The sequence below is a fragment of the Leisingera caerulea DSM 24564 genome, from assembly GCF_000473325.1.
In the GTDB taxonomy this organism is placed as follows: domain Bacteria; phylum Pseudomonadota; class Alphaproteobacteria; order Rhodobacterales; family Rhodobacteraceae; genus Leisingera; species Leisingera caerulea.
Genome location: NZ_KI421513.1, coordinates 3,120,434 through 3,145,797, shown reverse-complemented (window position 1 = coordinate 3,145,797; position 25,364 = coordinate 3,120,434). Strand labels below are relative to the sequence as shown.

The following is a 25,364-nucleotide window of genomic DNA, read 5'->3' as shown; positions in this document are numbered from 1 at the left end:
TAATGGACACCGCAGAGCTCATCCGCCGCGCCACTGCTGCTGGCATTACCATCGCCACGGCTGAAAGCTGCACTGGCGGGATGATTGCCGCAGCGCTGACCGACATCCCCGGCTCCTCCGCCGTGGTGGACCGGGGCTTTGTCACCTACTCCAACGCAGCCAAGATGCAGATGCTGGGGGTCAAGACGGAGACGCTGGATGCTGTGGGCGCGGTCAGCGAGGAGGTCGCCGCCGAAATGGCCGCTGGCGCGCTGGCGAACGCAGGCGTGACGCTGGCGGTCTCCGTCACCGGCATTGCCGGCCCCGGCGGGTCAGAGTTCAAGCCCGAGGGCCGCATCTGCTTTGGCCTCGCCCGCAGCGGCCAGGAGACCGTCACCGAAACGGTGGAATACGGCGCCATCGGGCGGGACAAGGTCCGCGCCGCCACCCGCGACCATGCGCTGGACTTGCTGGCGCAAGCAGTTTCCCAAATCGAACGCGAAACGGGCAGCTGACCCCCAGTGCCGCCCAATTTTTCGGCATTTGCAAAAAAGCCCCGTTTTTGTGCGCTCTCCGCACCCCTGCCGCTTTTTTCTGCGCGGGCTTTCCGCTTTCTCCTGATCCCAACGGTTTTCGAGGGGAAGGAACAATCGGATGAACGGAGCGGATACCGCATGGATCATTGTGGCCACGGCCCTGGTCCTCTTCATGACACTGCCAGGGCTGGCCCTGTTTTACGGCGGCCTTGTGCGTGCCCGCAATGTGCTCAGCGTCTTCATGCATTGCTACGCCATTGCCTGTTTGATGAGCGTCTTGTGGCTGGCCTTCGGGTACACAATCGCCTTCGGAAGCGGCACCAGCGGCCTGTGGGGCGGGCTGGACAAGATGTTCCTGAACGGTGTCACCGCCGACAGCCTGTCGGGCACCCTGCCCGAGGTTCTGTTCTTTGCCTTCCAGATGACCTTTGCAATCATCACGCCCGCACTGATCGTCGGCGCCTATGTTGAGCGTGTGGGTTTCGGCTTCGTGCTGGTGTTCTCCGGCCTCTGGATGCTGCTGTGCTACGCGCCCGTGGTGCATTGGATCTGGGGCGGCGGTTTTCTGGCCGATGGCGGCATCTTCGGCGAGATTGGCGTCAAGGATTTTGCCGGCGGCATCGTGGTGCATGAAACCGCAGGCCTTGCGGCACTGATCATCGCCTTCTTCCTCGGGCCGCGCAAGAACCGCACCATCCCGCCGCACAACCCCGGCTATGTGATGATCGGCGCCGCGATGCTGTGGGTCGGCTGGTTCGGCTTCAACGGCGGCTCGCAGCTGGCAGCCGACGGCGGCGCGGCGATGGCACTGACCGTGACCCATCTTTCTGCCGCCACGGCCTCGCTCAGCTGGGCGCTGTGGGAAAAGATCAAATACGGCAAGGCGTCCCTCGTGGGCCTGGTCACCGGCACCATTGCGGGCCTCGCCTCGATCACCCCCGCCTCCGGCTTTGTCGGCCCGGTGGAGGCGCTGATCATCGGCGCGGTTGCCGGCGTTCTGTGCCAGGAGATGGTCAACCTGATCCGCAACAGGATGCAAATTGACGACACGCTGGACGTCTTCGCGGTGCATGGCGTGGGCGGCATCTTCGGCACTATCATGATTGCCGTCTTCGGCGCCGGCGCCTGGGCCGCGCAGCTGGGCGCGCTGGTGATCGTCGGTATCTTCACCATGGTGGTGACCATCCTGCTGGTGAAACTCACCGCCGCGATCACATCCCTGCGCGTGGACCTTGAAAGCGAGACCAACGGCCTCGATCTTTCAGTGCACGGTGAGCGTGCATACGACATGAACAGCTGACCCCGGCAATGACGAATGCCACCACTCACGGCAGGCGGTGCATACGTCGCACCGGACGGGTCCCTTCGGGGACCCGTTTTCGTGTCAGCCCGCCGGCCTTATGGCAGGGGTTCCAGCAGCCAGGCCTGCTCCAGCGCGCTGCAACGCTCGCCGATCCGTCCGTCTGCGGCGCGTTCCTCGATCAGCGTTATGGCATGGGTGTCCCGGTAGAGCGCCTGAACAGTTTCGCCCGGCACTGAAAACGGCGGACCCTCCATCAGGGTCTGGTCATAATCAAACCCGATCAGAATCTGTTTTGCCGTGCGCGTAACCTGGTTGAGATGGGTAGTATACGCCGCGCGGTCTTCCGGTTTGACCGCAACCAGGGCCGCCCGGTCATAGACCGCATCCACAGGGCCAAGATGCCCTGCCGCCAGCGCAAAGAAATCCCCGGCGAACAGGGTCAGGCGTCCGGCCTGATAGCGTGAGAGAGAGCCTGTATGCGACACCTCCGGCTTCAGCCCCTGGCGCGCGAACACTTCTTCGACTGCGTCCTGATTGAACTCAATCCCTGTCACGCGCAGCCCCTGCCCGCACAGCCAGTCCAGATCCAGCGCCTTGCCGCAAAGCGGCACAAAGACAGTTTGCCCCGCCGCCAATTCAAGCCGGGAAAAGTGCTTTACCAGCAGGGTATTTGGCGCAGCCTCGTGAAAGCCGATGCGGTTTTCGCGCCAGCGTGCCTGCCAGAAATCCTGATCCATTACGGGCCGTTCCTTCCATTGAGAAAATCCAAAGCCCCGCGGTGATACAACTTGAAGCCGGCTTCAGGTCAACAGATTTGCGGCCAGCCGGCTGTTACCGGTACAGATCCGCCGCGCGGCGCTCGAATGCGCGCACGATGCGCTGCATCGCCTCGTTGAACACCACGCCGATGATGCCCTGCAGAACCGCGTTTTTAAACTCGAAATCAACGAAGAAAGAGACGTCGCAGGTGCCGTCCTCGCGCGGCGCAAAGGACCAGTTCGACTTCATGTAGCGGAACGGGCCGTCGAGGTATTCGGTGTCTATTTTTTTCTCAGCAGGATAAAGGGTTACCCGGCTGCCGAACCGCTCGCGGAAGACCTTGAAGGAGATCACCAGATCCGCTTCCATCACCTCTGCTTCGCCCATCCGGGCACGGCTGCGGATGCGGGCGGCGGCGCACCAGGGCAGGAATTTCGGGTACTGCGCGACGTCGGCCACCAGATCGTACATCTGCTGCGCCGTATAGGGCATCTGGCGGGTTTCCGAGTGTGTGGGCATCTGTCCGCTGATTTTCTGCTACAATTGTGCCGCGTCATGTCCTATGTACGCGCGGGAAATTCAAGGGGGCAGCCATGTCACAGCGTCCATATGTCATTGATGTGATGATCTCGGCCAAGGCAATCGCAGCACGGATCGAGGAGCTTTGCGCAGAGATTCACCATGAATTCGAAGGCACCGACAAACTCGTGGTGGTCGGCCTTTTACGCGGCAGCTTTGTGTTCATTGCCGATCTCGTGCGCGAGCTGGACCTGCCGATCGAGGTCGACTTTCTGGAAGCATCGTCCTATGGCGATGCGATGGAGAGCAGCCGGGAAGTTCGCATTCTCAAGGACTTGCGCGGCGCTATTGAAGGGCGCGACGTGCTGGTAGTGGAAGATATCGTCGACACCGGTCACACGCTGAACCATGTCACCCACCTGCTGCAAAGCCGCAATCCCGCGCGGTTGAAATCCATTGCGTTGCTGGACAAGCCGTCGCGGCGCGAGGTGGATTTCCGCTCCGACTGGGTTGGCTTTGAAATCCCGGATGAATTCGTCGTCGGCTATGGCATCGACTATGCGCAGCGCAACCGGAACCTGCCCCATATCGGCAAAGTGCGGTTCACCGGAGAGGGCTGAACCAGGCCCCAAGCGGCGGGCGGAATCGCCCGCCATCCGTCAAGACCATGCGGCACCCAGCGTGCGCCCCCTGTGCACCACCCGTACACCGCCTGTGCAGCCTGCCGCAGTCTCTGTGCAGAAATGCCACAAAAATCAGGAACCTGCACCGCAGCAGGAACCGGCGCCGGTCCGCCGGTTTCCGCTTGCCGCCGGCGCATTCCGGCGCAGCGGATTTGCCTTTTCTGCCCGTCTTGCCCATTTGGATGGCAATCGCAGAGATCACAGGAGATCCGCACATGCACAAGTTTCTGATGACGGCCGCCGCCGCCGCCACAAGCCTCGCCCTAGCCCCCGCAGCCGCCTATGCCGGGCCGCCGAAATGGGCGCCGGGCCACGACAACAGCGCCGCCCATTACGCTCCGGGCCACGTCAAGAAACGCCACCACTCCAAGCACAGCCACGATCACGATCGCGACCATGAGCATGACCGCTATGAGGACCGCATCCGCGGTGATGACTGGGTTTATGTGGACGACTACGGCCGCTGGGGGCTGGAGCCGCCGCGCGACGGGCACCGCTATGTGCGGCAGGACAACAAGATTTTCGAGGTGGTCAAAGACACGCTGGCAATTGTCGGTGCGGTGGCCGTCGTTAATGCACTGACCCAGTAAAGGTCAGCCCAGCCGGGTGCACAACATTGCTGAAAAATCCCGGCTCCGGCCGGGATTGCCGCGTCCGGGACATCGAAAACCGGACATCGCAAACCGAATTGTGCAGCTGCGGCTGTGTCTAACTCCGGTCAAAGCATCGCTGCCTTGTCCGTCTTGCCGGACTGACCTCAGCCCCCGGACCAGTGCCGGGGCATGGCGCCCTTCCCGCGGTGGTCTTTACCGCGGTGCCGGGAACCGCAAGGGTCCGCTGGAGCGCGCGGCGCAGCCGGACAAGCTGCGCCAGAGGCTGCAGGGTTATGCCAGGCCCAGCTTCTTGTTGCGCGCCTCGCGCAAACGGGCAAAGTCGTCGCCCGCGTGGTAGGAAGAGCGCGTCAGCGGCGTTGCCGACACCATCAGGAAGCCCTTGCCATAGGCGGCTTTCTCGTAGGTTTTGAATTCTTCAGGCGTCACGAACCGGTCGACCGCGTGGTGCTTGGGCGTCGGCTGCAGGTACTGGCCGATGGTCAGGAAATCGACGTCGGCCGCACGCATGTCGTCCATCACCTGTTTCACCGCCTGCGCATCCTCGCCCAGCCCCACCATGATGCCGGACTTGGTGAAGATCGACGGATCCAGCTCCTTGACCCGCTGCAGCAGGCGCAGGGAGTGGAAGTAGCGCGCGCCCGGGCGGACCTCAGGATAAAGGCCCGGCACGGTTTCCAGGTTGTGGTTGAAGACGTCGGGCTTGGCCTCGGCCACCAGTTCCAGCGCGCTGTCATCGCATTTGATGAAATCGGGCGTCAGGATCTCAATCGTGGTCTTGGGGCTGCGGTGGCGCACGGCGCGGATGGTCTGGGCAAAATGCTCAGCCCCGCCATCCTCCAGATCGTCGCGGTCGACGGAGGTGATCACCACATGGTTCAGGCCCAGCTTCTGCACCGCATGGGCGACCCGGCCCGGCTCAAACGCGTCCAGCGCGTCGGGGCGGCCGGTGGCGATATTGCAGAAGGTGCAGCCGCGGGTGCAGATCTCGCCCATGATCATCATGGTGGCGTGGCCCTGGCTCCAGCATTCGCCGACGTTGGGGCAGCCCGCTTCCTCGCAGACCGTGGTCAGCTGGTTGTCGCGCATGATCTTATGCGTTTCGGCATAACCCTTGCCGCCCGGCGCCTTGACCCGGATCCAGCTTGGCTTCTTGGGCTGAGCGTTGTCGGGACGATGCGCCTTTTCGGGGTGGCGCTGCTCCGGGATCTTTAGGTCTCTCACGTGGGTTTCCCTTCCGGCCTCTGGCTTCCTTGCGGGTGTACCATAGCTGATTTGGCTTGGCACGGGCATATCGTCAACCCCGCCTTGCTGCCTGATCATGGCTTGGCCACCCCATACAGGTGCCGTTTTCCTTTGCCAAAGCGCCGCATCGCCGCACATAGTCTAGCTGTGCAGGGCAACTGCACGGGAAAACGGTACAGGTTATCAGTACGGGAGGGCGTGATGGCCAAAGAGCTGGAGAAGTTCAAGGCGGAGCACAAGAAGCTGGCGGCGGGCACCAAGAAATTCACCACCGCCGAGGGCGACAAGATCAAGAAGCGGATCGGGATTTCGCTGGGCAACGCCTGGGAGGGGGAGGATTATTTCCGCGAAAGCCTGGCCAAGGCGCGCGCCGACGGGGTGACCTCCGGCAAACTGGCGGATTTCCAGAAGAACAAGCATTTCAAGGACGGCATGACCACCTGGAACAAGGCGGTGGACATTCACCAAGGCGAAGTCGACGCGATGGCCGCCTTTTGCGGCGAGGCCAAGGCGCATCTGGCCAAGATGAGCAAGCTGGCGGCAGATATCGAGAAGGATCTGAAAAAGCGGTCCAAGACCTCGGACTCCAAGAAGGACATCGAGGCGCTGCAGGGCGCGCTGGCCAAGGAGATTGCCGGGGTCAAGAAGGCCTCGGAATACGAGGGTAAGCTGAACGCGATGCAGAAGCTGTATGCGGCGAATTTCCAGAAGAACGTCGCCAAGATCATGAAGGAAAAGCCGGACAGCCATGACAAGAAGCTGGACGCGACCGAGCTGCCGCAGCTGCTGGTGGACCGCAACCTGAAGAAATACACCAACCAGGTTGGCGCGCTGGTCAAGGCGATCAACGCCCATTGCGTGGCGGCCATCGACAAGGCGGGAGAGGACCTCAAGGCAGCGGCGCCGGATCTGAAGGCTGCCGCGGCCAAGTACAAGGATCTGAAGAAGATCAACGACCAGTACCAGACCGTGAAGAAGAAGTTCCCCGGCGCCATCGACGATTCCAAGGACAAGAAGAAACTGCTGGCGACGCTGAAGAAATTCAATGACCTCACCGCCGCCGCCGAGCGCAAGCTGCGCGGCACCACGGTGACGATCAAGAAGGCTGCGGCCTAGCGCCGCGCCTGCCGGCTGACAGGGAATAGCGGCGGCAAGGATCTGCCGCGTTCCGCGCCTTGAAAGGCGCATCTGCGCCGCTTGCCGCAGCGCAGCAACAGAACGTATATCCTGGAGTCATGGACGTGTTGATACCGGCTTAGAATCATTTTAAGTCTGCGCGCCGAACGAGCATACACCTTCAGGAGATTCAGAGATGAAAGCTGGCGTTAAGCTGCCCGACGTGACCTTCCGCACCCGTGTCCGTGACGAGTCGATCGAGGGCCCGAACCCGTTCCGCTGGGAAGACAAGACCACCGCTGATTACTTTGCAGGCAAGCGCGTTGTGCTGTTCTCGCTGCCGGGCGCCTTCACCCCGACCTGCTCCACCTACCAGCTGCCGGGCTTTGAAAAAGGCTTTGCCGACTTCCAGGCCGAAGGCATCGACGCGATCTACTGCATGTCCGTGAACGACAGCTTTGTGATGAACGCCTGGGCGCGTGATCAGAAGCTGGAAAACGTGCAGGTGATCCCTGACGGCTCCGGCGAGTTCACCCGCAAGATGGGCATGCTGGTCGCCAAGGACAACCTGGGCTTCGGCGCCCGCTCCTGGCGTTACGCCGCCATCGTCAACGATGGTGTGGTCGAAGCATGGTTCGAAGAGCCGGGCCTGCGCGACAACCACGGCGAAGACCCCTATGGCGTGTCCTCCCCGGAAACCGTGCTGAAGCACCTGAAAGAAGCCAAGGCAGAAGTCACCGCCTGAGGCATTGCCTAATCAGGCAGTTTCACGGGTCCGCCAGGTGCGGGCCCGTTTTCTTTTGCAGGCATCGGGCGGTCAGCCGATCAGTTCAGCTTCGCGGGCGCTGGTTTCGCCATAGTAATCCGCCAGATGCTGCAGGGCGATGCGCAGCACCACCTTGCCGGAGCGGGCCGGCCAGCCCAGGCTGCGTTCGGCGGTTTCCAGCCCCTCCAGATGGCAGCAGCAGCGCAAGGCAATGTCGCTGAGGCCCGCGCCCAGTTTCTGCAGCGCCTCCGTCATCCGCTGCTGCGCGGCGGCGCCGGCCTCGTGGCTGTTGCTGCGCAGGGCCTGGCTGCCCGGCGTGAAATAGAGCGTCTCCTGCATCAGATGGCTGCTGATCTGGGCCAGCTCGAAATCCTCGCGCAGCCGTTTGCCGGCGCTGACCATGGCGTCGGACAGGAACGGCTTGCCGTCCTTGTCCGCCAGCCGGGCCAGCATCTCCAGCGGGGTTTCCGAGGTGCCATAGCGCGGTTTGCGGCCATAGCCGGGCTTGCCTTCGGCATCCGGCGCCAGGAACGGCGCCTGCGCCTCGGCAAATCCACCCTCCAGCCGCGCCCGCGCCCGGTTTTCCTGATCGGCGATAATCCGTTTCAGGGCGTTGCGGCCGGCGGGCGTAATGGCATAGCGGCTGATCCGCCCCCGCCGGGCGCAGGAAATCCAGCCAGTGAGCGCCAGCGCCCCGGCCAGCGGGCGGGACACGGCGACCTTCTGGCCGTCGCTGTCCTGACCTTCGCGCACAACCACCGCCATTTCCATCCCCTCAGCCGCAGCCAGAACCGCGCCGCCGCGGCTGAGCAGGGTCAGAACGCTGGCCGCTTCGCGCTCGAACCCGGCCGTCAGGCCGCGCGGCGCTGGCTTGTCCACAGCCGCGCCTGGCTTGGCGGCGGCCTGATAGCGCCCGGCAAGATAATTCAGAACCTCGTCTATCAGCGGATCATCCCGCAGGGTTTCCACCCGCCGGACCTGGCGCAGAATGGTGGACGGATGGCATCCGGCCTTGCGGGCCAGCTGCCGGATCGGGCGGCCCGCCTCCGTGTGCTGAAGATAACGGCATGTCTCAAGCGGCACCCAGCCAGGCAAGGGCGCGTGCGGTAGGTTTTGCATTTTCAGACCCCCGGTCGTCAGTCGGGCCCGCCCGCCGGCCGCGCGCAACGCGCCCGAAGGCTCCTCCACGGTCACCCGACTGGTTTTGAAAAGAAATTCAGATCAGGCGCTATTGTTTCCAGAAAATGAATAATCATCAAAAAACGGACCGTTCGCCGGTAGCGCCCTTTCCGCAACACCACGATAGGTTGTGTTATAGCAGGTCCGGCACAGAGAATGGAAAAGGAGAGGACAATGCAGGATGTAGTCACCCGGGTCTCGCTGCTTCGCCGTCCGCGGATTCTGTCCAGGGCGGCCCGTCTGGGCGCCGCAAACTATTGCCGCCAGCGCGATTTGCGGCGGATCCTGGGCTATGGCGGCTTGCCCAAGCCGGCCGCCGCGGTGATGCGGCTGCTGGAGATGGAAAGCGCCCTGAATACAGCGCGCAAGGCGGGTGAAGCGGGCTATTCAATGATCCGCCATGTGGATGTGCTGATCGCGCTGGCCGGCGAAGCGGCCTGTTTGCGGGCGCCGGGCCGTCCGGGGGAAGCAAAAACGGCGGCCCTTGCGGACCGCCGTTCCACAGCGGCAGAGAGCGCAGCCCCCTGCCCCTGAATGATTTCAGGCGCGCTTACATGAAGGCGTCGGGCATCGAGGCCTTTTTCTCGGCAACGTATTCCTCCAGCGCCTGCTTGATGGCGGGGTCCATTGCCGGCTGCTCGTAGGTGGCCAGCAGCTTCTCGACCCGGCTGGTGGCCAGCGCATAGGTGTCGCGGCTGCCTTCCTCTTCCCACTGCTCGAACGGCTTGTAGTCCAGCAGTTCGGTCTTCCAGAAGGCAGATTTGAAGTTGGCCTGAGTGTGCGCGCAGCCCAGGTAGTGGCCGCCGGGGCCGACTTCGCGAATGGCATCCATCGCCTGGCCGTTTTCGTCGACTGCAATGCCCTTGGCCAGGCCGTGCAGCGTGCCCAGCTGGTCGGCGTCCATCACGAACTTTTCGAAGTCCGCAACCAGGCCGCCTTCGAGCCAGCCGCAGGAGTGCAGCATGAAGTTCACACCGGACAAGAGGCCCATGTTGAGCGAGTTGGCGGTTTCATAGGCTGCCTGCGCATCCGGCAGCTTGGAGCCGCAGAAGGAGCCGGCCGAGCGGAACGGCACGCCGAGGCGGCGGGCCAGCTGGCCTGCGCCATAGGTGACCAGCGACGCTTCGGGGGTGCCGAAGGTCGGCGCGCCGGAGTTCATGTCGATCGAGGACACGAAGGCGCCGAAGATCGCGGGCGCACCGGCCCGGCACAGCTGGCTGTAGGCGATGCCGGCCAGAACCTCGGCCAGAACCTGTGTCAGGGTGCCCGCCACCGACACCGGCGCCATGGCGCCGCCGACGATGAAGGGCGAGATGATGCAGGCCTGCATGTTCTTGGCGTAGACTTCCAGCGAGCCCATCATCACGTCGTCGAAGGTCATCGGCGAGTTGATGTTGGTCAGCGAGGTCATCACGGTGTTGTTCTGCACGAACTCCTTGCCGAACAGAATGCCGGCCATTTCGACGGAGTCCTGGGCGCGGCTGGGTTCGGTGACAGAGCCCATGAACGGCTTGTCGCTGAGGGTCATGTGGGCCATCAGCATGTCCAGGTGGCGCTTGTTCACCGGGATGTCGGTGGGCTCGCACACGGTGCCGCCGGAGTGGTGCAGCCACTTGGACATATAGGCCAGCTTCACGAACTTGTTGAAGTCGTCCATGGTCGCATAGCGGCGGCCGCCATTGGCGTCGCGCACGAACGGCGGGCCGTAAACCGGCGCCAGCACCATGTTGCGGCCGCCGATAACCACCGATTTTTCGGGGTTGCGGGCATGCTGGGTGAATTCCGACGGCGCGGTTTCACACAGCTTGCGGGCCAGGCCGCGGGGGATGCGCACACGCTCGCCCTGAACATCCGCACCCGCCTCGCGCCAGCGCTCCAGCGCCGCCGGGTTGTCAACGAAGTTGACACCGACCTCTTCGAGGATGGTTTCCGCGTTGTACTCGATGATCTCCAGCGCTTCGTCGTTCAGAACTTCGAAGTTCGGGATATTGCGCTCGATGTACTTGGCGGTCTCGATCTTGACGCTGGTGCGTTCGGCGCGGCGGGCGGCGCCGCCGCCACCCCGGGCACGCCGGCGCGGTGCTGCTTCTGTCATGGTTTATCCTCACCACAGGCATTTCATTGCGAAGGGTATTATAGCCACCGCGCCGCCCCGCGCCGCAGGATTACGGCCATTCAAGTTGAAAAGCGACATTGGCGGGGCATTTTCCACCGAAGCGGCGGCCCTTGGCACAGCTTGCGCCGGCAATGGGCCGCACAGCCGTGAAAAAACGGGCCGCGCGCGGGCCAAGCGCCAAACCCTCTTGCGGAAAATGCGTTCCTGCCCTATGGCGCGTGCATGACAGAGACATCCCATGACCGCCTTCTCATCATCGACTTTGGCAGCCAGGTCACGCAGCTGATTGCGCGCCGCCTGCGCGAGCTGAACGTCTATTGCGAAATCCACCCCTATCAGAATGTCACCATGGACTTCGTGCGCGAACTGGCGCCGAAGGCAGTGATCTTCTCGGGCGGGCCGGACAGCGTCACCCGCGAGGGGTCGCCGCGTGTGCCGCAGGAGATTTTCGACTATGGCGTGCCGATCCTGGGCATCTGCTACGGCCAGCAGGTGATGATGCACCAGCTGGGCGGCCAAGTGGTCAGCGGCCACGGCACCGCCGAATTCGGCCGCGCCTATGTGACCCCGAGCCAGGAGCGCATCCCGCTGCTGAACGGCTGGTTCCTGGAAGAGCGCGAGCAGGTCTGGATGAGCCACGGCGACCATGTCTCCAAAATCGCTCCGGGCTTTGAGGTCTACGGCACCTCGCCTAACGCGCCCTTTGCGATCACCGCCGATCTGGAGCGCAACTTCTTTGCGGTGCAGTTCCACCCCGAGGTGCACCACACCCCGAACGGCAAGACGCTGTATGAAAACTTCGTCAAGATCGCAGGCTTTACCGGCGACTGGACCATGGGCGCCTATAAGGACGAGGCGATCCGCCTGATCCGCGAGCAGGTCGGCGACAAGAAGGTGATCTGCGGCCTGTCGGGCGGCGTCGACTCCTCGGTTGCGGCGGTGCTGATCCACGAGGCGATCGGCGACCAGCTGACCTGCGTCTTTGTGGACCACGGCCTTCTGCGCAAGAACGAGGCGGAAGAAGTCGTCAAGATGTTCCGCGACAACTACAACATTCAGCTGATCCACGCGGACGAAAGCGAACTGTTCCTGGGCGAGCTGGAAGGCCAGTCGGACCCCGAGACCAAGCGCAAGATCATCGGCAAGCTGTTCATCGACGTGTTCCAGAAACACGCCGACACCATCGACGGCGCCGAGTTCCTGGCGCAGGGCACGCTGTATCCGGATGTGATCGAGTCGGTTTCCTTCTCGGGCGGCCCCTCTGTCACCATCAAGTCGCACCACAACGTGGGCGGCCTGCCGGAGAAGATGGGCCTGAAACTGGTCGAGCCGCTGCGCGAGCTGTTCAAGGACGAGGTGCGCGCATTGGGCCACGAGCTGGGCCTGCCCGCGAGCTTCATCGGCCGCCACCCCTTCCCGGGGCCGGGCCTGGCGATCCGCTGCCCCGGCGAGATCACCCGCGAGAAGCTGGACATCCTGCGCGAGGCCGATGCGGTCTATATCGACCAGATCCGCAAGCACGGTCTTTACGACGAGATCTGGCAGGCATTTGTGGCGATCCTGCCGGTGCGCACCGTCGGCGTGATGGGCGACGGCCGCACCTACGACTATGCCTGCGCCCTTCGCGCGGTGACCTCGGTGGACGGCATGACCGCGGATTATTACCCGTTCAGCCATGAGTTCCTGGGCGAAACCGCCACCCGGATCATCAACGAGGTGAAGGGCATCAACCGCTGCACCTATGACATCACCTCCAAGCCTCCGGGCACCATCGAGTGGGAATGATCAGGACACAGGAACCCCGGCCCGGCGGCCGGGGTTTTTATTTATGTGCAGCCCAGCGGAAAAATAGAATAAAATTTCAAAGCAGTTTTTCTCCGCATTAACCAATCCGTCAGGTGTTTATTGGATAGTTTCCCCAAGGTCCGCTGGTTTGGAGAACCCAATGATCATTTGCCACCCGCTGAAACTGATCTTCATCAAGACCAAGAAGGTCGGCGGCACATCCTTTGAAATCGCCCTGTCCAGTTTCTGCGACGAAACAAGTGTCATAACGCCGATTTCCCCGAACGATGAAAAGACCCGTGCTGAATTGGGCTATCGCGGCGCCCAGAACCATCAGCAGCAGGTCTGGCCGGACGGCACTGAGACCGCTGAAACTTTCTATAACCACATCCCAGCGGCCCAGGCTAAAGCCATCATCCCGCAAGAGATCTGGGACAGTTACACCAAGGTTACGATCTGGCGGGATCCTTATGATGCCATCATTTCCCGCTACTACTGGGAAAAGGCGGACGCTGCCGGCATTCCGTTTGGAAAGTTCGTGCGCGGTTTCACAAGCATGCTGACCGAGAACAGCCAAATCGCCCCGCTGGACGGGCCGGATGCGCTGGACGTCTACCTGCGCTACGAGCATCTGGAGGAAGATATCTCCGCGCTCGGCATTGACGGTCTGTGGGAGCGGTTCTCCGGCCTTCGCGCAAAAGGCGCCATCCGCCCGCGCAGCGGCGCCGATCCGGAGACACTGTATACCCTGCACCCCGCGGCGGCAGATATCGTGGCAGAGCAGTGCGCAGCTGAAATCCGCAAATTCGGCTACAAACGCCCTGGCACAGCGCCGGCAATGGCCAAGCCGGAAACGGCCGGCAGGACCGACTTTATCTTCACCCTCTCCGCCGGGCGCACCGGCACTGCCTGGCTGGCGCAGTTCCTGGGTGACAACCTGCGCATACGATCGGTCCACGAACCGATCGGTGTCGAGGATTTCGGCACGGCAATGCCGGAAATCAGCCACATGCGCAGGTTCAACACCCTGGGCATGGACGGCGTAACGCGAAAGTTCTGGCGCAACAAGCTGGCCTCGCTGCAGGCGCCTTATGCCGAAGCCAACCACACGCTGGGCAAATGCGGGCTGATCGAGGCGCTGGCGGACAGCAGCATCGGCAGCCGCACTACTGTCATCATCCTGCGCCGGGACCTGGCCAAGCAATGTGCCAGCTATGTCGGACGCAACGATTTCCAGAACATCACCATCCCATGGCAGTGGTATCTGGACATGGGCTATACCAATGTGATCGTAAACGCCTCTGCCTTGCGGAAGCTGGGGCAGATCGGCTGGGCGATCTGGTACGCGCTGGAGATGGAAGCGCGCTATGCCTACTATCAGATCAAATACGGCGATCAGATCAACTTTGTCGAAGCAAAGCTGGAAGAAGCCACAAAACCGGAAGGTGCCGCCAGGCTGCTGGCGGCCCTAGGCCACCACGGCGTGCCGGTTCTGCCGGAGAAGAAGAACGCCACCGTCAATCAGTCTGAGGTGACGGAGGCACTGACCGCCGAAATCCGGACCTTGCTGGGGCGGCTGAACTTTGACCCGGTGGCTCAGGCAACCGCCTATATCAACGCGGGCCGCACTCTGGACGGCGCTGCCCGGCGCAGCGCGGCGGCCTGACCTCCGGGGTGTCGCCAGCCCCGGCCCTGCGGATCCTGATACCCGGCCCGGCTGCGCGCCTGCTGCAGCCGGGCCATTCTTGTGCTTGACCCCCGGCCCCGATCCTTGTCTGGTCCCGCCAGCAGCAACGGGAGAGGTGCCGCAATGGCAGAGGGTGAAGCGCGCGCGGGACTGGCAGCCCTGTGGATGGTGGGCGCCATCGTGTCCTTTTCCGCCATGGCCATCGCGGGCCGCGAGGCCGGGCTGACGCTGGACACGTTCGAGATCATGACCTACCGCAGCATGGTGGGCCTGCTGATCGTGGCAGCGGTGCTGACGGCCACCGGGCGCTGGCATCAGGTGCGTCAGGACCGGCTGGGCGTGCATCTGTTGCGCAACATGTTTCACTTCACCGGTCAGAACCTGTGGTTCCTGGCGGTGACGCTGGTGCCGTTGGCGCAGGTCTTTGCGCTGGAGTTCACCTCGCCCCTGTGGGTCATCATCCTGTCGCCGCTGCTGCTGGGCGAGACCCTGACCCGGCGGCGGATGCTGGCGGTTGGCCTGGGCTTTGCCGGCATCCTGATCGTGGCCCGCCCCAGTCCGGACACCTTGAACCTGGGTCTGGGGGCGGCGGCCAGCTGCGCGATCTTCTTTGCGCTCACCGCGATCCTGACCAAAAGGCTGACCCGGCACGAGCAGACCGCGTCGATCCTTTTATGGCTGACGGCGATGCAGCTGGGCATGGGGCTGCTGGCAGCGGGCTGGGACGGCGATATGGCGCTGCCGGATGCTTCTACCCTGCCCTGGCTGGTGCTGATCGGAATCGCCGGCCTCACCGCGCATTTCTGCCTGACCACCGCGCTGTCGCTGGCCCCCGCCAGCGTTGTGGTGCCGGTCGATTTCGCCCGCCTGCCCGCCATCGCGATCCTGGGCATGGTGATCTACGGTGAGGCGCTGGATGCCTGGGTGCTGAGCGGCGCAGCCATCATCTGCATCGCCAATTACCTCAACATCGTTGCCGGACGTCCCGTCAGGTCCGCCCGGAACTGAACGTTTCACGCTAGTTGCCGCTTGGTTACCGTTGATCTGCGGATTTCTGCCCTATTACCTTCGCGTAAAGCGGCCCGCTCAGGCCGCTGCTAAGGGAGGAACAATGAAACGCTATCTTGCAACAACCGCCGCTCTGGCGCTGGTGTCCGGCTCTGCCATGGCCAGCGGCCTTGACCGCACCGGCCAGCCGATCGGCATTATCTTCGAAGAAGGCAACTACGCCGAATTCTCATTTGCGACCACTTCGGTGGACCTGTCGGGCAACGACAGGACGACCTTGAACCCGCTTGGCTCTGCCACCGGGGATGTCGGCGAACGCTTCAACATGTTCGGTGCAGGCTACAAGCGCGACCTCAACGAACAGCTGTCTTTCGCCCTGATCTTCGATCAGCCCTGGGGTGTGGACGTCAACTACCCGACAACCGGCTCTTTGCTTCTGGGCGGCACCACCGCACAGGCGGACTCCAACGCGATCACCGCCCTTTTGCGTTACAAGTTCAACGAGCGCTTCAGCGTCCACGGCGGCATCCGCTATCAGGAGATTGACGGCGAAATCAATCTGCAGGGCGGTGCTTACACCTCTATCGGCGGCGTCTACAACGTGAAGGTGAACAAGGAAGGCGCTTTTGGCTGGGTGGCCGGCGTTGCCTATGAGATCCCCGAGATCGCTCTGCGCGCAGCCCTGACCTACAGCTCTGAAATCGAGCATGATTTCAACCTGAACGAAACCTTCGCAAGCGGGGCCACCGCCAGCACCTCGACCCAGACCAAGACGCCGCAGTCGGTGAACCTGGACTTTCAAACCGGCATCGCCAAGGACACTCTGCTGTTCGGCGGAATCCGCTGGGCTGAACACAGCGTGACAGATCTGGTGGTCCCGGGCCTCAGCACCCTTGCCGGCCGCTCCGTCGACCTGATCGACCTGGACGATTCCTTTACCTACACGCTGGGGATCGGCCGCAGCTTCAACGAAAACTGGTCCGGGTCGCTGGCGCTGATCTATGCGGATGTGGACGGCGACGACCTGGTGTCGCCGCTGGCGCCGACCCACGGCTATGAGGCGATCCGCCTGGGCGTGCGCTATAAGCAGGACAACATGACCATTTCCGCGGGCATCCGCTATACCCAGCTGGGCGACGCGGTTGCCTCTCCGGGCGGCAACCCTGTCACCAACTTCCAGGACAACGACGCTGTCAGCTTCGGCCTGAAGGTCGGCTACAACTTCTGATCCTTTCTCCGGCCGCTGCCGGTGCAGGACCTGCCTTCTACCCCGCCCCTTTTCCGGGCGGGGTTTTGTTTTGCCGCAAGAACCGGGTCGCTTGGCGCCCGGCGGCGCGCTAGCTGAGCGTCATGAGCCCGCAAAAGACCATATCCCCCCGCGCCTGGGCCGAGCTGATCCTGCTCGGCGTGATCTGGGGCGGATCGTTTCTGTCGATCCGCATCGCCCTGGATGAAATCCCCGTTGCCACCCTGGTGCTGCACCGCTGCGGCTGGGCGGCGCTGCTGCTGTGGGGGGTTGTGCTGCTAAGAGGGCTGCCGGTGCCCAAGGCGCCGCGGGTCTGGGGGGCTTTTCTGGTGATGGGGCTGCTCAATAACGTGATTCCTTTCGGGCTGATGGCCTGGGGGCAGCTGCATATCGAAACCGGCCTCACCTCGATCCTGAATGCAGCGACGGCTGTGTTCGGGGTGATCGTGGCGGCCCTGGTCTTTGCTGATGAGCGGCTGACGGCGCGCAAGGCGCTGGGGGTCAGCCTTGGCTTCCTGGGCGTGGCCACGGCCATCGGGCTGGAGCAGTTTGCCGATTTCGACATCCGCAGCACCGCGCAGCTGGCAGTTCTGGCGGGCACGGTCTCTTATGCCTTTGCCAGCGCCTGGGCGCGGCTGCACCTGTCCGGCCTGCCGCCGCAGGTGGCGGCGGCGGGGATGCTGACCGGTTCCACCCTGTGCCTGGCTCCGGCAGCGCTGCTGATCGACGGCGCGCCTGTGCTGGCGCTGGAAACGGACACCTGGATGTCGATCGCCTATTTCTCGCTGATTGCCACCGCCGGGGCCTATTTGCTGTATTACCGGGTGCTGGGGCTGGCGGGCAGCGGCAATCTGATGCTGGTCACGCTGATCATCCCGCCGGTCGCCATCGTGCTGGGCGCAGGGGTGCTGGGCGAAGCGCTGAAGCCGCAGGCCTATGCAGGTTTTGCCCTACTGGCGGCGGGGCTTGCGGTCCTGAACGGCAAGCCCCGCTTGCGGCGCAAGCGCGCACGGAATTGACCCAGCCTGCGCAGGCGATTAGCAAGGCGTGAAACCTTCAGGGACTAAGGATCTCATGCTCTACTCTTCCGCACAGGACTGGCGCGATGCGCAGAAAAAACGGGTGCTGTTCTTTGGCATGTCCGGGCTTGGCAAAACCTATGTCAGCAACGTCCTGCGCGGTGCCGGCAGCTGGTTCCACTACTCTGTCGATTACCGCATCGGCACCCGCTACATGGGCGAATACATCGCCGACAACGCCAAGGCCGAGGCGATGAAAGTGCCATTCCTGCGGGAGCTTCTGCTGTCGGATTCGATCTTCATCGGCTCCAACATCACCTTTGAAAACCTGACGCCGGTTGCCGCCTATCTGGGCAAGCCCGGCGACACGGCCAAAGGCGGACTGCCGATCGCGGAGTACAAGCGGCGGCAGGAGCAGTTCCGGGTCGCGGAAATCCGCGCGCTGCTGGACACCGAGTATTTTGAAGACCGGGCGCAGCAGCTTTACGGCTATCCGAATTTCATCTGCGATACCGGCGGGTCGATCTGCGAATGGGTCGATGCAAACGACCCCAACGACCAGATCCTGTCGGAACTCAGCAAGCACACGCTAATGGTCTGGATCAAAGGCGATGAGGCGCACACCGAGGAGCTGGTGCGCCGGTTCGACCGCGCGCCCAAGCCGATGTCTTATCAGCCGGAGTTCTTGGACCGGGTCTGGCAAGAGTATCTCAACGAAAATGGCATAGCTGAGGGGGATGTGGACCCCGACGCCTTTATCCGCTGGACCTATGCCCAGGCGCTGGCGCACCGCCAGCCGCGCTATCAGGCGATGGCGGACAATTGGGGCATCACCGTCACCGCCGACCAGATCTCAGCCGTCAAGGACGAGGCCGGTTTCGTGGATTTGATCGCCTCGGCCCTTGAGGCCCGCGGCTAAGCCGCTTATCTCTCAGCTTCCGCTATATCGCACACCCTTCCGCAAATCAGGACAGTGACATGCCCATCAAGATCCCCGCAGACCTCCCCGCCTATGACGTTCTGACGAACGAAGGCGTGATGGTCATGTCGCCGGATCAGGCGGCGCGTCAGGATATCCGGGCGCTGCGCATCGGGCTGCTGAACCTGATGCCCAAGAAGATCCAGACCGAGAACCAGTTTGCCCGGCTGATCGGCGCCACGCCGCTGCAGATCGAGCTGAGCCTGATCCGGATGACCGAGCATCAGACCAGGAACACCGCGGCTGAGCATATGGAGGAGTTCTACCACTCCTTCCAGGAAGTGAAGCATCAGAAGTTCGACGGGCTGATCATCACCGGCGCGCCGATTGAGCATCTGGAGTTTCCGGAAGTCACCTATTGGGACGAGATGCGCGAGGTGTTCGAATGGACCCAGACGAACGTGCATTCGACCTTTGGCGTCTGCTGGGGCGGCATGGCGATGATCAACCATTTCCATGGCGTGAAGAAACACATGCTGGACCACAAGGCGTTCGGCTGTTTCCGGCACCAGAACCTGGCGCCGGCCTCGCCGTACCTTCGCGGGTTTTCGGATGACTTCGTGATCCCGGTCAGCCGCTGGACCGAAATGAAGCAAGCAGAAATTGACGCGGCCCCGGGGCTGCGAACCCTGCTGGGCAGCGATCAGGTCGGCCCCTGCCTGGTTGAGGACAAGGCGCACCGGGCGCTCTATATCTTCAACCATTTTGAGTATGACAGTGATACACTGAAGCAGGAGTATGACCGCGACGTGGCCAATGGCACCCCGATCAACGTGCCGGACAACTATTATCCGGACGATGATCCCAGCCAGCAGCCGCAGAACCGCTGGCGCAGCCACGCGCATCTGCTGTATGGCAACTGGATCAATGAGATCTACCAGACCACGCCATATGAGCTGGATCAGATCGGCCGGTAAGATGCTGGTCTACCTGAGCCTTGCTGTTGCAACCGGCGCCGCGCTGACCGCCTGGCAGGCCGGACGGCGCGAGGCAGCTGCCGAGGCCAGCCACCCGCCGCAGGGCCAGGTGCTGGTGGTCGGCCGCCACCGGGTGCACGTGGTTGAAATGGGCCGCCCCAAGGGCAGTGCGCCCGATCTGGTGCTGATCCACGGCTCCAGCGGCAACACCCGGGACATGACCTTCCGGCTGGCACCGGCGCTGGCCAAGGAGTTCCGCATCCTTGTCTTTGACCGGCCGGGGCTGGGCTATTCCGACCGTCTGAACGGCACCGGCGCGACAATCCGGCAGCAGGCGGACGTGCTGCGCCAGGCCGCGGCGCAATTAGGCGCGGAAAAACCCGTGGTGCTGGGCCAAAGCTATGGCGGCGCGGTGGCACTGGCCTGGGCCGTCGACCACCCGGAGGCGCTGGCGGCACTGGTGTCTGTTGCAGGCGTTTCGCACCCCTGGGACACGCCGCTGGACACGTTTTACAAGGTGACGTCTTCCCGGATCGGCAGCGCCCTCGCGGTCCCGGCCCTCACCGCGTTTGTGTCCCGTGCCACGGTGATGGAGACGCTGGACGCCGTTTTTGCCCCCCAGCCGGTGCCGGACGGCTATGCCGAGCACTTCGGCATCGGCCTGACTCTGCGGCGCAATTCCCTGCGGGCCAATGCCCGGCAGCGCGCCAATCTGCTGTCTGAGGTAAAGGCGCTGGCGCCGCATTACAGCCGGATCGGCGTGCCGGTCGAGATCATCCACGGCACCGCGGATGACACCGTCAGCCCAAATATCCACGCCCGGCAGCTGGTCCGGGACGTCCCCAGTGCCGCCCTGACCCTGCTGGAGGGGATCGGCCACATGCCGCATCACGTGGCAACCGATGCTGTGGCCGAAGCGGTGCACCGCGCTGCCGCCCGGGCACGTTTGCGTTAATGCGATTCACATTCCATACTGAATACCCATATAAGGTGTTGAGGACAGAAGGGTTTTGCATATGACGCTGCCATTTGACGGAGCCATCAGCCGCTTTTACGAGACCGGCGCGCCAGAGCCCATCCGCGAGGCGATCCAGGATGCGGACAAAGACGAAATCCTCAACTCCAGCTACCCCCACCGGGAGCGGATGGGCCGCAAAGCCTATGAAAAGGAACTGGAGGCGCTGCAAATTGAACTGGTCAAGCTGCAGGCCTGGGTCAAGGCCAGCGAAGCGCGCATTGCCATCGTGTTCGAGGGCCGGGATGCGGCCGGCAAGGGCGGCACGATCAAGCGCTTCCGCGAAAACCTGAACCCGCGCGGCGCCCGGGTTGTGGCGCTGTCAAAACCCACCGCAGAGGAACAGAGCCAGTGGTACTTTCAGCGCTATATCGAACACCTGCCCTCGGGCGGCGAGATCGTGTTCTTTGACCGCAGCTGGTACAACCGCGGCGTGGTGGAGAAGGTGTTCGGCTTTTGCACCGATGACCAGCGCGAGCGGTTCTTTCACCAGGTGAAGGGGTTTGAGCAGGCGCTGGTGGAGGACGGCGTGCTGCTGTTCAAGTTCTGGCTCAACGTCGGCCGGGCGGAGCAGCTGCGCCGGTTCCTGAAGCGGGAGTCCGACCCGCTGAAGCAATGGAAGCTGAGCCCGATCGACATCAAGGGGCTGGAGAAATGGGACGAGTACACCGCCGCAATCTCCGAGACCCTGGACCGCAGCCATTGCCCCGAGGCGCCCTGGACCATCGTGCGCTCCGACGGCAAGCGGCGGGCGCGGCTGGCGGCGATCCGGGCGGTTCTGACCGCCATTGACTATGACAACAAGGACGCCAAGGCCATCGGCGCCCTGGACACCGAAATTTGCGGAGGCCCGGACATCTGGGATGCCTAAACGCGGTTATCATCACGGCAACCTGCGCCAGGCGCTGGTCGAAGCCGCCCTGCAGCTGATCGAGGCCAAGGGCCCGACCGGATTCACCCTGTCGGAAGCTGCCAAAAAGGCGGGCGTCACCCCGGCGGCGGTCTACCGGCATTTCGAGGGGCGCGAGGATCTGATCGCAGAAGCCGCGCGCCAGGGCTACGTCATGTTTGCCGACCTGATGCAGCATGCCTATGAGAAATACCAGCCCTCGGCGCTCGCGGCGTTCGAGGCGACGGGCCGGGCCTATCTGGCCTTTGCGCGCAAGCATCCGGGCCATTACATCGCCATGTTCGAAAGCGGTGTGTCAGTGAACCGCACGCCGGAACTGGCTGATGCCGCCGCCCGCGCACGGGCGATCCTGGAACGCGCCGCCGCGGACCTGAGCCAGCATATCCCGGAGCACAAACGCCCGCCCGCTTCGATGTTTTCGGCCCATGTTCTGGCGATGAGCCACGGGGTGGTGGAGCTCTATGCGCGCAACTCTCCCGGGGCCACGTCGCCGTTTCCGCCCGAGGATTTGCTGGAAAGCGGCATCGGCATCTACTTGCGCGGGCTGGGGCTGATTGAACCGGACAGCTAAAACCGGCTGGCAGGCTGCGGCGCGCTCAGCTCGGCACCAACGTTGATCAGGTTCACCTCACCAATGCCCTTGATGTCCTCGGGGCCGATGTCGGTGACATGGAACTCCTCGGACAAGGCATCCTTCATTTCCTCAGGCGCGACAATTTTCATCGGGTTGGCAAAGACTTGCAGGCGGGAGGCCAGGTTTACCGCGGGGCCGAACACGTCGTAGACATATTTTTGGATCCCCACCACCGAGCCGACGGCAGAGCCGGTGCCCAGCCCGATCCGCGCCTGCCATTTGTGCTGGTGGCTCAGGTTGCGCCGCTCCAAGTAGCGCAGGAAGCGGGTGGCGCAATGGGCCACGGCGGTGGCGTGTTCGGGCATCGGTTCCGGCATTCCGGCCACCGCCAGATAGGCGTCGCCAATGGTCTTGATCCGCTCGCAGCCGTATTGTTCGACGATGCGGTCGAAGGCGGTGAAGATGTCGTTCAGCTCTCCCAGCGTGACCGTTGGATCGGTGCGGGAGGCGAAATCGGTGAAATTCACGAAATCCAGCATCACCACCGACACCTGCGGGTAGAGCTGCGGGGTGACGACGCCGAAGGTCTTGAATTCCTCATAGACCTGGCGCGGCATCAGGTTCAGCAGGAGCCGCTCCACCCGCTCCTTCTCGCGTTCCAGCTCGCGGGTGTTGCGCTCGACCATCGCGGAGTAGCTGTCGATCATGCTTTCCAGCTCGCGGATGCGGGTGATGTTCTGGCATTCCACCACCAGAAGCGCCTCATCCAGATGGCTGGCCTGCGAGATGTTGATGGCAAAGACCAGCGTGCGCCGCTTGCGCTTGATCTTCAGTTCCGCCGAATAGCGCAGCCCCTCCTCGCAAAGCGGGCCCAGATCCTCGCGGTCCAGCCCGTCGATGGCATCGGTCAGCGCCGCGCCCTCGCCCGGCGTGCCGAACCATTCCGCAAAGGGCTGATTGTGAAAAACAAACCCAAGGTCAGAGGCCCGCACCACCGCCACGCCGACGCCGATCGCGCGCAGCAGCTGTTCGTTGATGGCGGCAATGCTCATGCCGCGTTCCTGGTGACGATGATGTTGCGCTTGGCCTCGATCGCCGCCAGCGTGGTGCGGACATCCGGCTCAGAAAGGCCATGCTGCTCCAGCGCGTCCTTAAGCAGGGCCGCCATTTCGTCGAAATCCTCATGGGTGATGCCGAGGGCCCGGTGCACCGCCTCCAGCCGTTCATCGCTGAAGGAGGCCGGCCCGCCCAAAAGCGAGGAGATGAACTTGGTCTGGTGGTCAATCAGCCGCGCCATGTCGACGTCGGCGAAGTAGTCCCCGATCTGATCGGAATCGAGCGCCATCTCGTAAAATGTCATTACGACGCGGCTGATGGCGCTGAACCCGCCGTATTTCTCGTAAATGGTTTGCGGCATGACAGCTTTCCCCCATCAGGAAGCAGTGCCGCCGATGTTACGACAGTTTTCCGCAAAAGTTAACGGCCCTGGGACCTGGCCGGGTCCCGGGCCGGAAATCACGGTGGTGTTCCGCGGGCAAAGGCCCTGCCCCGTCTCAGGCTGCGCTGCCGGCGGTTTCCTGATCGGTGAAGGTCACCAGATCGGCGACGATGCCTTGCAGACCTTCGATCAGCTCCACCGTCGGCTGGGCCGACAGCAGCGGCGCCATTTCCTGGATCAGCGGCAGCGGCAGGTCCCACCAGCGCAGTTCCTGCAGTTTTCCGCAGACCGTATCGTCAAACCGCTTGCGCACCATCTGCGCCGGGTTGCCTGCCCAAACCTCATAGGGGCCGACATCGCAGGTAACAGTGGCGTTGGGGCCGATGACGGCGCCGTTGCCGATGGTCACCCCGGCGAGCACGGTTGCATTGGCGCCGATCCAGACGTCGTTGCCGATGACAACATCGCCGCCGCCCTGCCGCGGCACGTGAACCCCGGCGCTGCCCAGCTCCCCGGTGAAAACCTCGCCGAAGGGAAAGGCGGTGATCCGGTCCAGCGCGGGCGAGGCATCGAGCAGGATCTTTGCACCCCTGCCGATGCTGCAAAACGCGCCGATGGACACATTGGCGCCGCCGCCCTGCTCCTGGATGTCCAGGTCCTCGTAGCCATGGGTGAAGCGGCCGATGTCCAGCTGCCCGTTTCCGATCGGTGCGGTCTTGGGGTTTTCCGGTGTTACCATTATCTGTCCTGCCTTCGCTTGCTGGTCACTCGAATCCGGAAACAAATTAGAAAATCTTTCTAAAAGAACCCTGAAAGATTTCGGCAAAAGCAGGCAGGCAAAAAAAAGGGCCCGCCAGCGGCGGACCCTTTCGAATTTGATGTGTTCCGAATTAACGCTTCGAGAACTGGAACGAGCGGCGGGCTTTGGCCTTGCCGTATTTCTTACGTTCCACAACGCGGCTGTCGCGGGTCAGGAAGCCAGCGGCCTTCAGCGCGCCGCGCAGCGACGGATCGTACAGCTGCAGCGCTTTGGAGATGCCGTGCTTGACCGCGCCGGCCTGACCGGACAGGCCGCCGCCCTTGACGGTGGCGTAGACGTCAAACTGGTCTTCGACGCCGGCAACCTGGAACGGCTGGCGCAGAATCATCTGCAGCACCGGACGGGCGAAGTACTTGTTGATTTCCTTGCCGTTCACCTCGACCTTGCCGGAGCCCGGCTTGATCCAGACACGGGCAACAGCGTCTTTACGCTTGCCGGTGGCATAGGAGCGGCCCAGTTCGTCACGAACCGGCTCACGCGCGATGGTTTCCTCAGCCACTGCTTCCACGCCGGTTGCAGCTGCGAGCTCTTCGAGAGTGTTGATCTGATCAGCCATCGATATCAGCTCCGGGTGTTTTTCTTGTTCATGGATTTAACATCCAGAACTTCGGGGGCCTGGGCTTCATGCGGGTGCTCGGCACCGGCATAGATACGCAGGTTGGTCATCTGCTGACGCGACAGGCGGTTGCCCGGCAGCATGCGCTTGACGGCCTGGAACACGACGCGTTCCGGGTGGGCACCTTCCAGGATGTCCTGTTTGGTGCGCGACTTGATGCCGCCCGGGTGGCCGGTGTGCCAGTAGAATTTTTCGTCACGCTTTTTGCCGGTCATCTGCACCTTGTCGGCGTTGATGATGATGACGTTGTCGCCCATGTCCATATGCGGAGTGAACGAGGCTTTGTGCTTGCCACGCAGGCGCATGGCAACGATCGAGGCAAGACGGCCCAGAACAACGCCCTCGGCGTCGATCAGGATCCACTTCTTCTCGATATCTGCCGGAGTAGCAGAGAAGGTTTTCATGGCAGGTCAATCCTGTTTGTCGTGAAGGCAGAATCCAAAACGGTCCCGCCTGAATGCGATGGAGGGGGTTTACGGGGATCGCAATGCTGCGTCAACAGGGTCAAACAATAATAAACCTTTAGTATTCAATGATT

At 62.9% G+C, this 25,364-nt stretch carries 27 protein-coding genes; 17 read left to right on the top strand and 10 right to left on the bottom strand.

What is annotated here, in order from left to right:
- The first annotated feature begins 2 nt into the window (after positions 1 to 2).
- The gene (locus CAER_RS0122595; protein ID WP_027237499.1) at positions 3 to 494 is read left to right on the top strand and encodes a CinA family protein; all 492 of its coding nucleotides are present in this window, start codon (positions 3 to 5) and stop codon (positions 492 to 494) included.
- Positions 495 to 633: 139 nt separating this feature from the next.
- Positions 634 to 1,815: an ammonium transporter gene (locus CAER_RS0122590; RefSeq protein ID WP_027237498.1), complete on the top strand. Its 1,182-nt coding sequence runs from the start codon at positions 634 to 636 to the stop codon at positions 1,813 to 1,815.
- A gap of 98 nt (positions 1,816 to 1,913) precedes the next feature.
- Here the strand turns inward: CAER_RS0122590 and tmpT are convergent, their stop codons facing one another.
- Complete coding sequence (gene tmpT, locus CAER_RS0122585; protein ID WP_027237497.1) at positions 1,914 to 2,555, bottom strand: thiopurine S-methyltransferase; 642 nt, start codon at positions 2,553 to 2,555, stop codon at positions 1,914 to 1,916.
- 94 nt (positions 2,556 to 2,649) lie between these two features.
- Complete coding sequence (locus CAER_RS0122580) at positions 2,650 to 3,096, bottom strand: type II toxin-antitoxin system RatA family toxin (RefSeq protein ID WP_027237496.1); 447 nt, start codon at positions 3,094 to 3,096, stop codon at positions 2,650 to 2,652.
- A 74-nt stretch (positions 3,097 to 3,170) separates the two neighbouring features.
- Between CAER_RS0122580 and hpt the strand changes: the two genes are divergently transcribed.
- Positions 3,171 to 3,716 carry a hypoxanthine phosphoribosyltransferase gene (hpt, locus tag CAER_RS0122575; RefSeq protein ID WP_027237495.1) on the top strand — a complete coding sequence of 182 codons (546 nt, stop codon included), beginning with the start codon at positions 3,171 to 3,173 and terminating at the stop codon, positions 3,714 to 3,716.
- 278 nt (positions 3,717 to 3,994) lie between these two features.
- On the top strand, positions 3,995 to 4,369 hold the full coding sequence (locus tag CAER_RS0122570; RefSeq protein ID WP_027237494.1) for a hypothetical protein: 375 nt from the start codon (positions 3,995 to 3,997) through the stop codon (positions 4,367 to 4,369).
- Between the two features lie 294 nt (positions 4,370 to 4,663).
- Here CAER_RS0122570 and lipA read toward each other — a convergent pair whose 3' ends face one another.
- Entirely contained in the window at positions 4,664 to 5,614 is a 951-nt protein-coding gene (gene lipA, locus CAER_RS0122565) for a lipoyl synthase (RefSeq protein WP_027237493.1), read from the bottom strand.
- 222 nt (positions 5,615 to 5,836) lie between these two features.
- Between lipA and CAER_RS0122560 the strand changes: the two genes are divergently transcribed.
- Positions 5,837 to 6,751 (top strand): hypothetical protein, encoded by a 915-nt coding sequence (locus tag CAER_RS0122560; RefSeq protein WP_036797532.1) that lies wholly within the window; start codon positions 5,837 to 5,839, stop codon positions 6,749 to 6,751.
- Positions 6,752 to 6,947: 196 nt separating this feature from the next.
- Entirely contained in the window at positions 6,948 to 7,496 is a 549-nt protein-coding gene (locus CAER_RS0122555; RefSeq protein ID WP_027237491.1) for a peroxiredoxin, read from the top strand.
- Positions 7,497 to 7,568: 72 nt separating this feature from the next.
- Here the strand turns inward: CAER_RS0122555 and CAER_RS0122550 are convergent, their stop codons facing one another.
- Positions 7,569 to 8,636 (bottom strand): DUF6456 domain-containing protein, encoded by a 1,068-nt coding sequence (locus CAER_RS0122550; protein WP_027237490.1) that lies wholly within the window; start codon positions 8,634 to 8,636, stop codon positions 7,569 to 7,571.
- A gap of 234 nt (positions 8,637 to 8,870) precedes the next feature.
- Here CAER_RS0122550 and CAER_RS0122545 point away from each other — a divergent pair, with 234 nt between their 5' ends.
- Complete coding sequence (locus tag CAER_RS0122545; RefSeq protein ID WP_027237489.1) at positions 8,871 to 9,230, top strand: DUF6477 family protein; 360 nt, start codon at positions 8,871 to 8,873, stop codon at positions 9,228 to 9,230.
- A 16-nt stretch (positions 9,231 to 9,246) separates the two neighbouring features.
- Here CAER_RS0122545 and CAER_RS0122540 read toward each other — a convergent pair whose 3' ends face one another.
- Positions 9,247 to 10,791, bottom strand: coding sequence for a trimethylamine methyltransferase family protein (locus tag CAER_RS0122540; protein WP_027237488.1), 1,545 nt, complete (start codon positions 10,789 to 10,791; stop codon positions 9,247 to 9,249).
- Between the two features lie 243 nt (positions 10,792 to 11,034).
- On the opposite strand from CAER_RS0122540, the gene guaA reads away from it, so the two are divergent.
- From guaA to CAER_RS0122490, 10 genes are all read left to right on the top strand, one after another.
- Complete coding sequence (gene guaA / locus CAER_RS0122535) at positions 11,035 to 12,597, top strand: glutamine-hydrolyzing GMP synthase (RefSeq protein WP_027237487.1); 1,563 nt, start codon at positions 11,035 to 11,037, stop codon at positions 12,595 to 12,597.
- Positions 12,598 to 12,757: 160 nt separating this feature from the next.
- On the top strand, positions 12,758 to 14,263 hold the full coding sequence (locus CAER_RS30365; protein WP_027237486.1) for a hypothetical protein: 1,506 nt from the start codon (positions 12,758 to 12,760) through the stop codon (positions 14,261 to 14,263).
- A gap of 144 nt (positions 14,264 to 14,407) precedes the next feature.
- Positions 14,408 to 15,292: a DMT family transporter gene (locus CAER_RS0122525; RefSeq protein ID WP_027237485.1), complete on the top strand. Its 885-nt coding sequence runs from the start codon at positions 14,408 to 14,410 to the stop codon at positions 15,290 to 15,292.
- A gap of 103 nt (positions 15,293 to 15,395) precedes the next feature.
- Positions 15,396 to 16,520 (top strand): OmpP1/FadL family transporter, encoded by a 1,125-nt coding sequence (locus CAER_RS0122520; RefSeq protein ID WP_027237484.1) that lies wholly within the window; start codon positions 15,396 to 15,398, stop codon positions 16,518 to 16,520.
- A gap of 122 nt (positions 16,521 to 16,642) precedes the next feature.
- Positions 16,643 to 17,557, top strand: a complete 915-nt coding sequence (locus CAER_RS0122515) for a DMT family transporter (protein ID WP_027237483.1) — start codon at positions 16,643 to 16,645, stop codon at positions 17,555 to 17,557.
- Positions 17,558 to 17,612: 55 nt separating this feature from the next.
- The gene (locus tag CAER_RS0122510; RefSeq protein ID WP_027237482.1) at positions 17,613 to 18,476 is read left to right on the top strand and encodes a hypothetical protein; all 864 of its coding nucleotides are present in this window, start codon (positions 17,613 to 17,615) and stop codon (positions 18,474 to 18,476) included.
- A gap of 59 nt (positions 18,477 to 18,535) precedes the next feature.
- The gene (gene metA / locus CAER_RS0122505; protein ID WP_027237481.1) at positions 18,536 to 19,453 is read left to right on the top strand and encodes a homoserine O-acetyltransferase MetA; all 918 of its coding nucleotides are present in this window, start codon (positions 18,536 to 18,538) and stop codon (positions 19,451 to 19,453) included.
- A gap of 1 nt (position 19,454) precedes the next feature.
- Positions 19,455 to 20,408: an alpha/beta fold hydrolase gene (locus CAER_RS0122500; RefSeq protein ID WP_027237480.1), complete on the top strand. Its 954-nt coding sequence runs from the start codon at positions 19,455 to 19,457 to the stop codon at positions 20,406 to 20,408.
- A gap of 61 nt (positions 20,409 to 20,469) precedes the next feature.
- A complete protein-coding gene (gene ppk2 / locus CAER_RS0122495; protein ID WP_027237479.1) occupies positions 20,470 to 21,339 on the top strand; it encodes a polyphosphate kinase 2 in 870 nt (289 codons plus the stop codon).
- Positions 21,332 to 21,949 (top strand): TetR/AcrR family transcriptional regulator, encoded by a 618-nt coding sequence (locus CAER_RS0122490; protein WP_027237478.1) that lies wholly within the window; start codon positions 21,332 to 21,334, stop codon positions 21,947 to 21,949. The genes ppk2 and CAER_RS0122490 overlap by 8 nt, the downstream gene beginning before the upstream one ends.
- Here CAER_RS0122490 and CAER_RS0122485 read toward each other — a convergent pair.
- From CAER_RS0122485 to rplM, 5 genes are all read right to left on the bottom strand, one after another.
- A complete protein-coding gene (locus CAER_RS0122485) occupies positions 21,946 to 23,004 on the bottom strand; it encodes an adenylate/guanylate cyclase domain-containing protein (RefSeq protein WP_027237477.1) in 1,059 nt (352 codons plus the stop codon). The two genes, CAER_RS0122490 and CAER_RS0122485, sit on opposite strands and share 4 nt — an antisense overlap.
- A complete protein-coding gene (locus tag CAER_RS0122480; protein ID WP_027237476.1) occupies positions 23,001 to 23,369 on the bottom strand; it encodes a group I truncated hemoglobin in 369 nt (122 codons plus the stop codon). Before CAER_RS0122480 ends, CAER_RS0122485 begins: the two co-directional genes overlap by 4 nt.
- 136 nt (positions 23,370 to 23,505) lie before the next feature.
- Positions 23,506 to 24,129, bottom strand: a complete 624-nt coding sequence (locus CAER_RS28370) for a CatB-related O-acetyltransferase (RefSeq protein WP_027237475.1) — start codon at positions 24,127 to 24,129, stop codon at positions 23,506 to 23,508.
- Between the two features lie 151 nt (positions 24,130 to 24,280).
- A complete protein-coding gene (gene rpsI / locus CAER_RS28365; protein WP_036797529.1) occupies positions 24,281 to 24,766 on the bottom strand; it encodes a 30S ribosomal protein S9 in 486 nt (161 codons plus the stop codon).
- Positions 24,767 to 24,771: 5 nt separating this feature from the next.
- Positions 24,772 to 25,230: a 50S ribosomal protein L13 gene (rplM, locus tag CAER_RS0122465; RefSeq protein WP_027237473.1), complete on the bottom strand. Its 459-nt coding sequence runs from the start codon at positions 25,228 to 25,230 to the stop codon at positions 24,772 to 24,774.
- Positions 25,231 to 25,364 lie beyond the last annotated feature (134 nt).

Bases quoted from the DNA above. Each gene is read 5' to 3' on its own strand.
- CAER_RS0122595 (WP_027237499.1), top strand. From the start codon at position 3: ATGGACACCGCAGAGCTCATCCGCCGCGCCACTGCTGCTGGCATTACC.
- CAER_RS0122590 (WP_027237498.1), top strand. From the start codon at position 634: ATGAACGGAGCGGATACCGCATGGATCATTGTGGCCACGGCCCTGGTC.
- tmpT (WP_027237497.1), bottom strand. From the start codon at position 2,555: ATGGATCAGGATTTCTGGCAGGCACGCTGGCGCGAAAACCGCATCGGC.
- CAER_RS0122580 (WP_027237496.1), bottom strand. From the start codon at position 3,096: ATGCCCACACACTCGGAAACCCGCCAGATGCCCTATACGGCGCAGCAG.
- hpt (WP_027237495.1), top strand. From the start codon at position 3,171: ATGTCACAGCGTCCATATGTCATTGATGTGATGATCTCGGCCAAGGCA.
- CAER_RS0122570 (WP_027237494.1), top strand. From the start codon at position 3,995: ATGCACAAGTTTCTGATGACGGCCGCCGCCGCCGCCACAAGCCTCGCC.
- CAER_RS0122560 (WP_036797532.1), top strand. From the start codon at position 5,837: ATGGCCAAAGAGCTGGAGAAGTTCAAGGCGGAGCACAAGAAGCTGGCG.
- CAER_RS0122555 (WP_027237491.1), top strand. From the start codon at position 6,948: ATGAAAGCTGGCGTTAAGCTGCCCGACGTGACCTTCCGCACCCGTGTC.
- CAER_RS0122550 (WP_027237490.1), bottom strand. From the start codon at position 8,636: ATGCAAAACCTACCGCACGCGCCCTTGCCTGGCTGGGTGCCGCTTGAG.
- CAER_RS0122545 (WP_027237489.1), top strand. From the start codon at position 8,871: ATGCAGGATGTAGTCACCCGGGTCTCGCTGCTTCGCCGTCCGCGGATT.
- CAER_RS0122540 (WP_027237488.1), bottom strand. From the start codon at position 10,791: ATGACAGAAGCAGCACCGCGCCGGCGTGCCCGGGGTGGCGGCGGCGCC.
- guaA (WP_027237487.1), top strand. From the start codon at position 11,035: ATGACAGAGACATCCCATGACCGCCTTCTCATCATCGACTTTGGCAGC.
- CAER_RS30365 (WP_027237486.1), top strand. From the start codon at position 12,758: ATGATCATTTGCCACCCGCTGAAACTGATCTTCATCAAGACCAAGAAG.
- CAER_RS0122525 (WP_027237485.1), top strand. From the start codon at position 14,408: ATGGCAGAGGGTGAAGCGCGCGCGGGACTGGCAGCCCTGTGGATGGTG.
- CAER_RS0122520 (WP_027237484.1), top strand. From the start codon at position 15,396: ATGAAACGCTATCTTGCAACAACCGCCGCTCTGGCGCTGGTGTCCGGC.
- CAER_RS0122515 (WP_027237483.1), top strand. From the start codon at position 16,643: ATGAGCCCGCAAAAGACCATATCCCCCCGCGCCTGGGCCGAGCTGATC.
- CAER_RS0122510 (WP_027237482.1), top strand. From the start codon at position 17,613: ATGCTCTACTCTTCCGCACAGGACTGGCGCGATGCGCAGAAAAAACGG.
- metA (WP_027237481.1), top strand. From the start codon at position 18,536: ATGCCCATCAAGATCCCCGCAGACCTCCCCGCCTATGACGTTCTGACG.
- CAER_RS0122500 (WP_027237480.1), top strand. From the start codon at position 19,455: ATGCTGGTCTACCTGAGCCTTGCTGTTGCAACCGGCGCCGCGCTGACC.
- ppk2 (WP_027237479.1), top strand. From the start codon at position 20,470: ATGACGCTGCCATTTGACGGAGCCATCAGCCGCTTTTACGAGACCGGC.
- CAER_RS0122490 (WP_027237478.1), top strand. From the start codon at position 21,332: ATGCCTAAACGCGGTTATCATCACGGCAACCTGCGCCAGGCGCTGGTC.
- CAER_RS0122485 (WP_027237477.1), bottom strand. From the start codon at position 23,004: ATGAGCATTGCCGCCATCAACGAACAGCTGCTGCGCGCGATCGGCGTC.
- CAER_RS0122480 (WP_027237476.1), bottom strand. From the start codon at position 23,369: ATGCCGCAAACCATTTACGAGAAATACGGCGGGTTCAGCGCCATCAGC.
- CAER_RS28370 (WP_027237475.1), bottom strand. From the start codon at position 24,129: ATGGTAACACCGGAAAACCCCAAGACCGCACCGATCGGAAACGGGCAG.
- rpsI (WP_036797529.1), bottom strand. From the start codon at position 24,766: ATGGCTGATCAGATCAACACTCTCGAAGAGCTCGCAGCTGCAACCGGC.
- rplM (WP_027237473.1), bottom strand. From the start codon at position 25,230: ATGAAAACCTTCTCTGCTACTCCGGCAGATATCGAGAAGAAGTGGATC.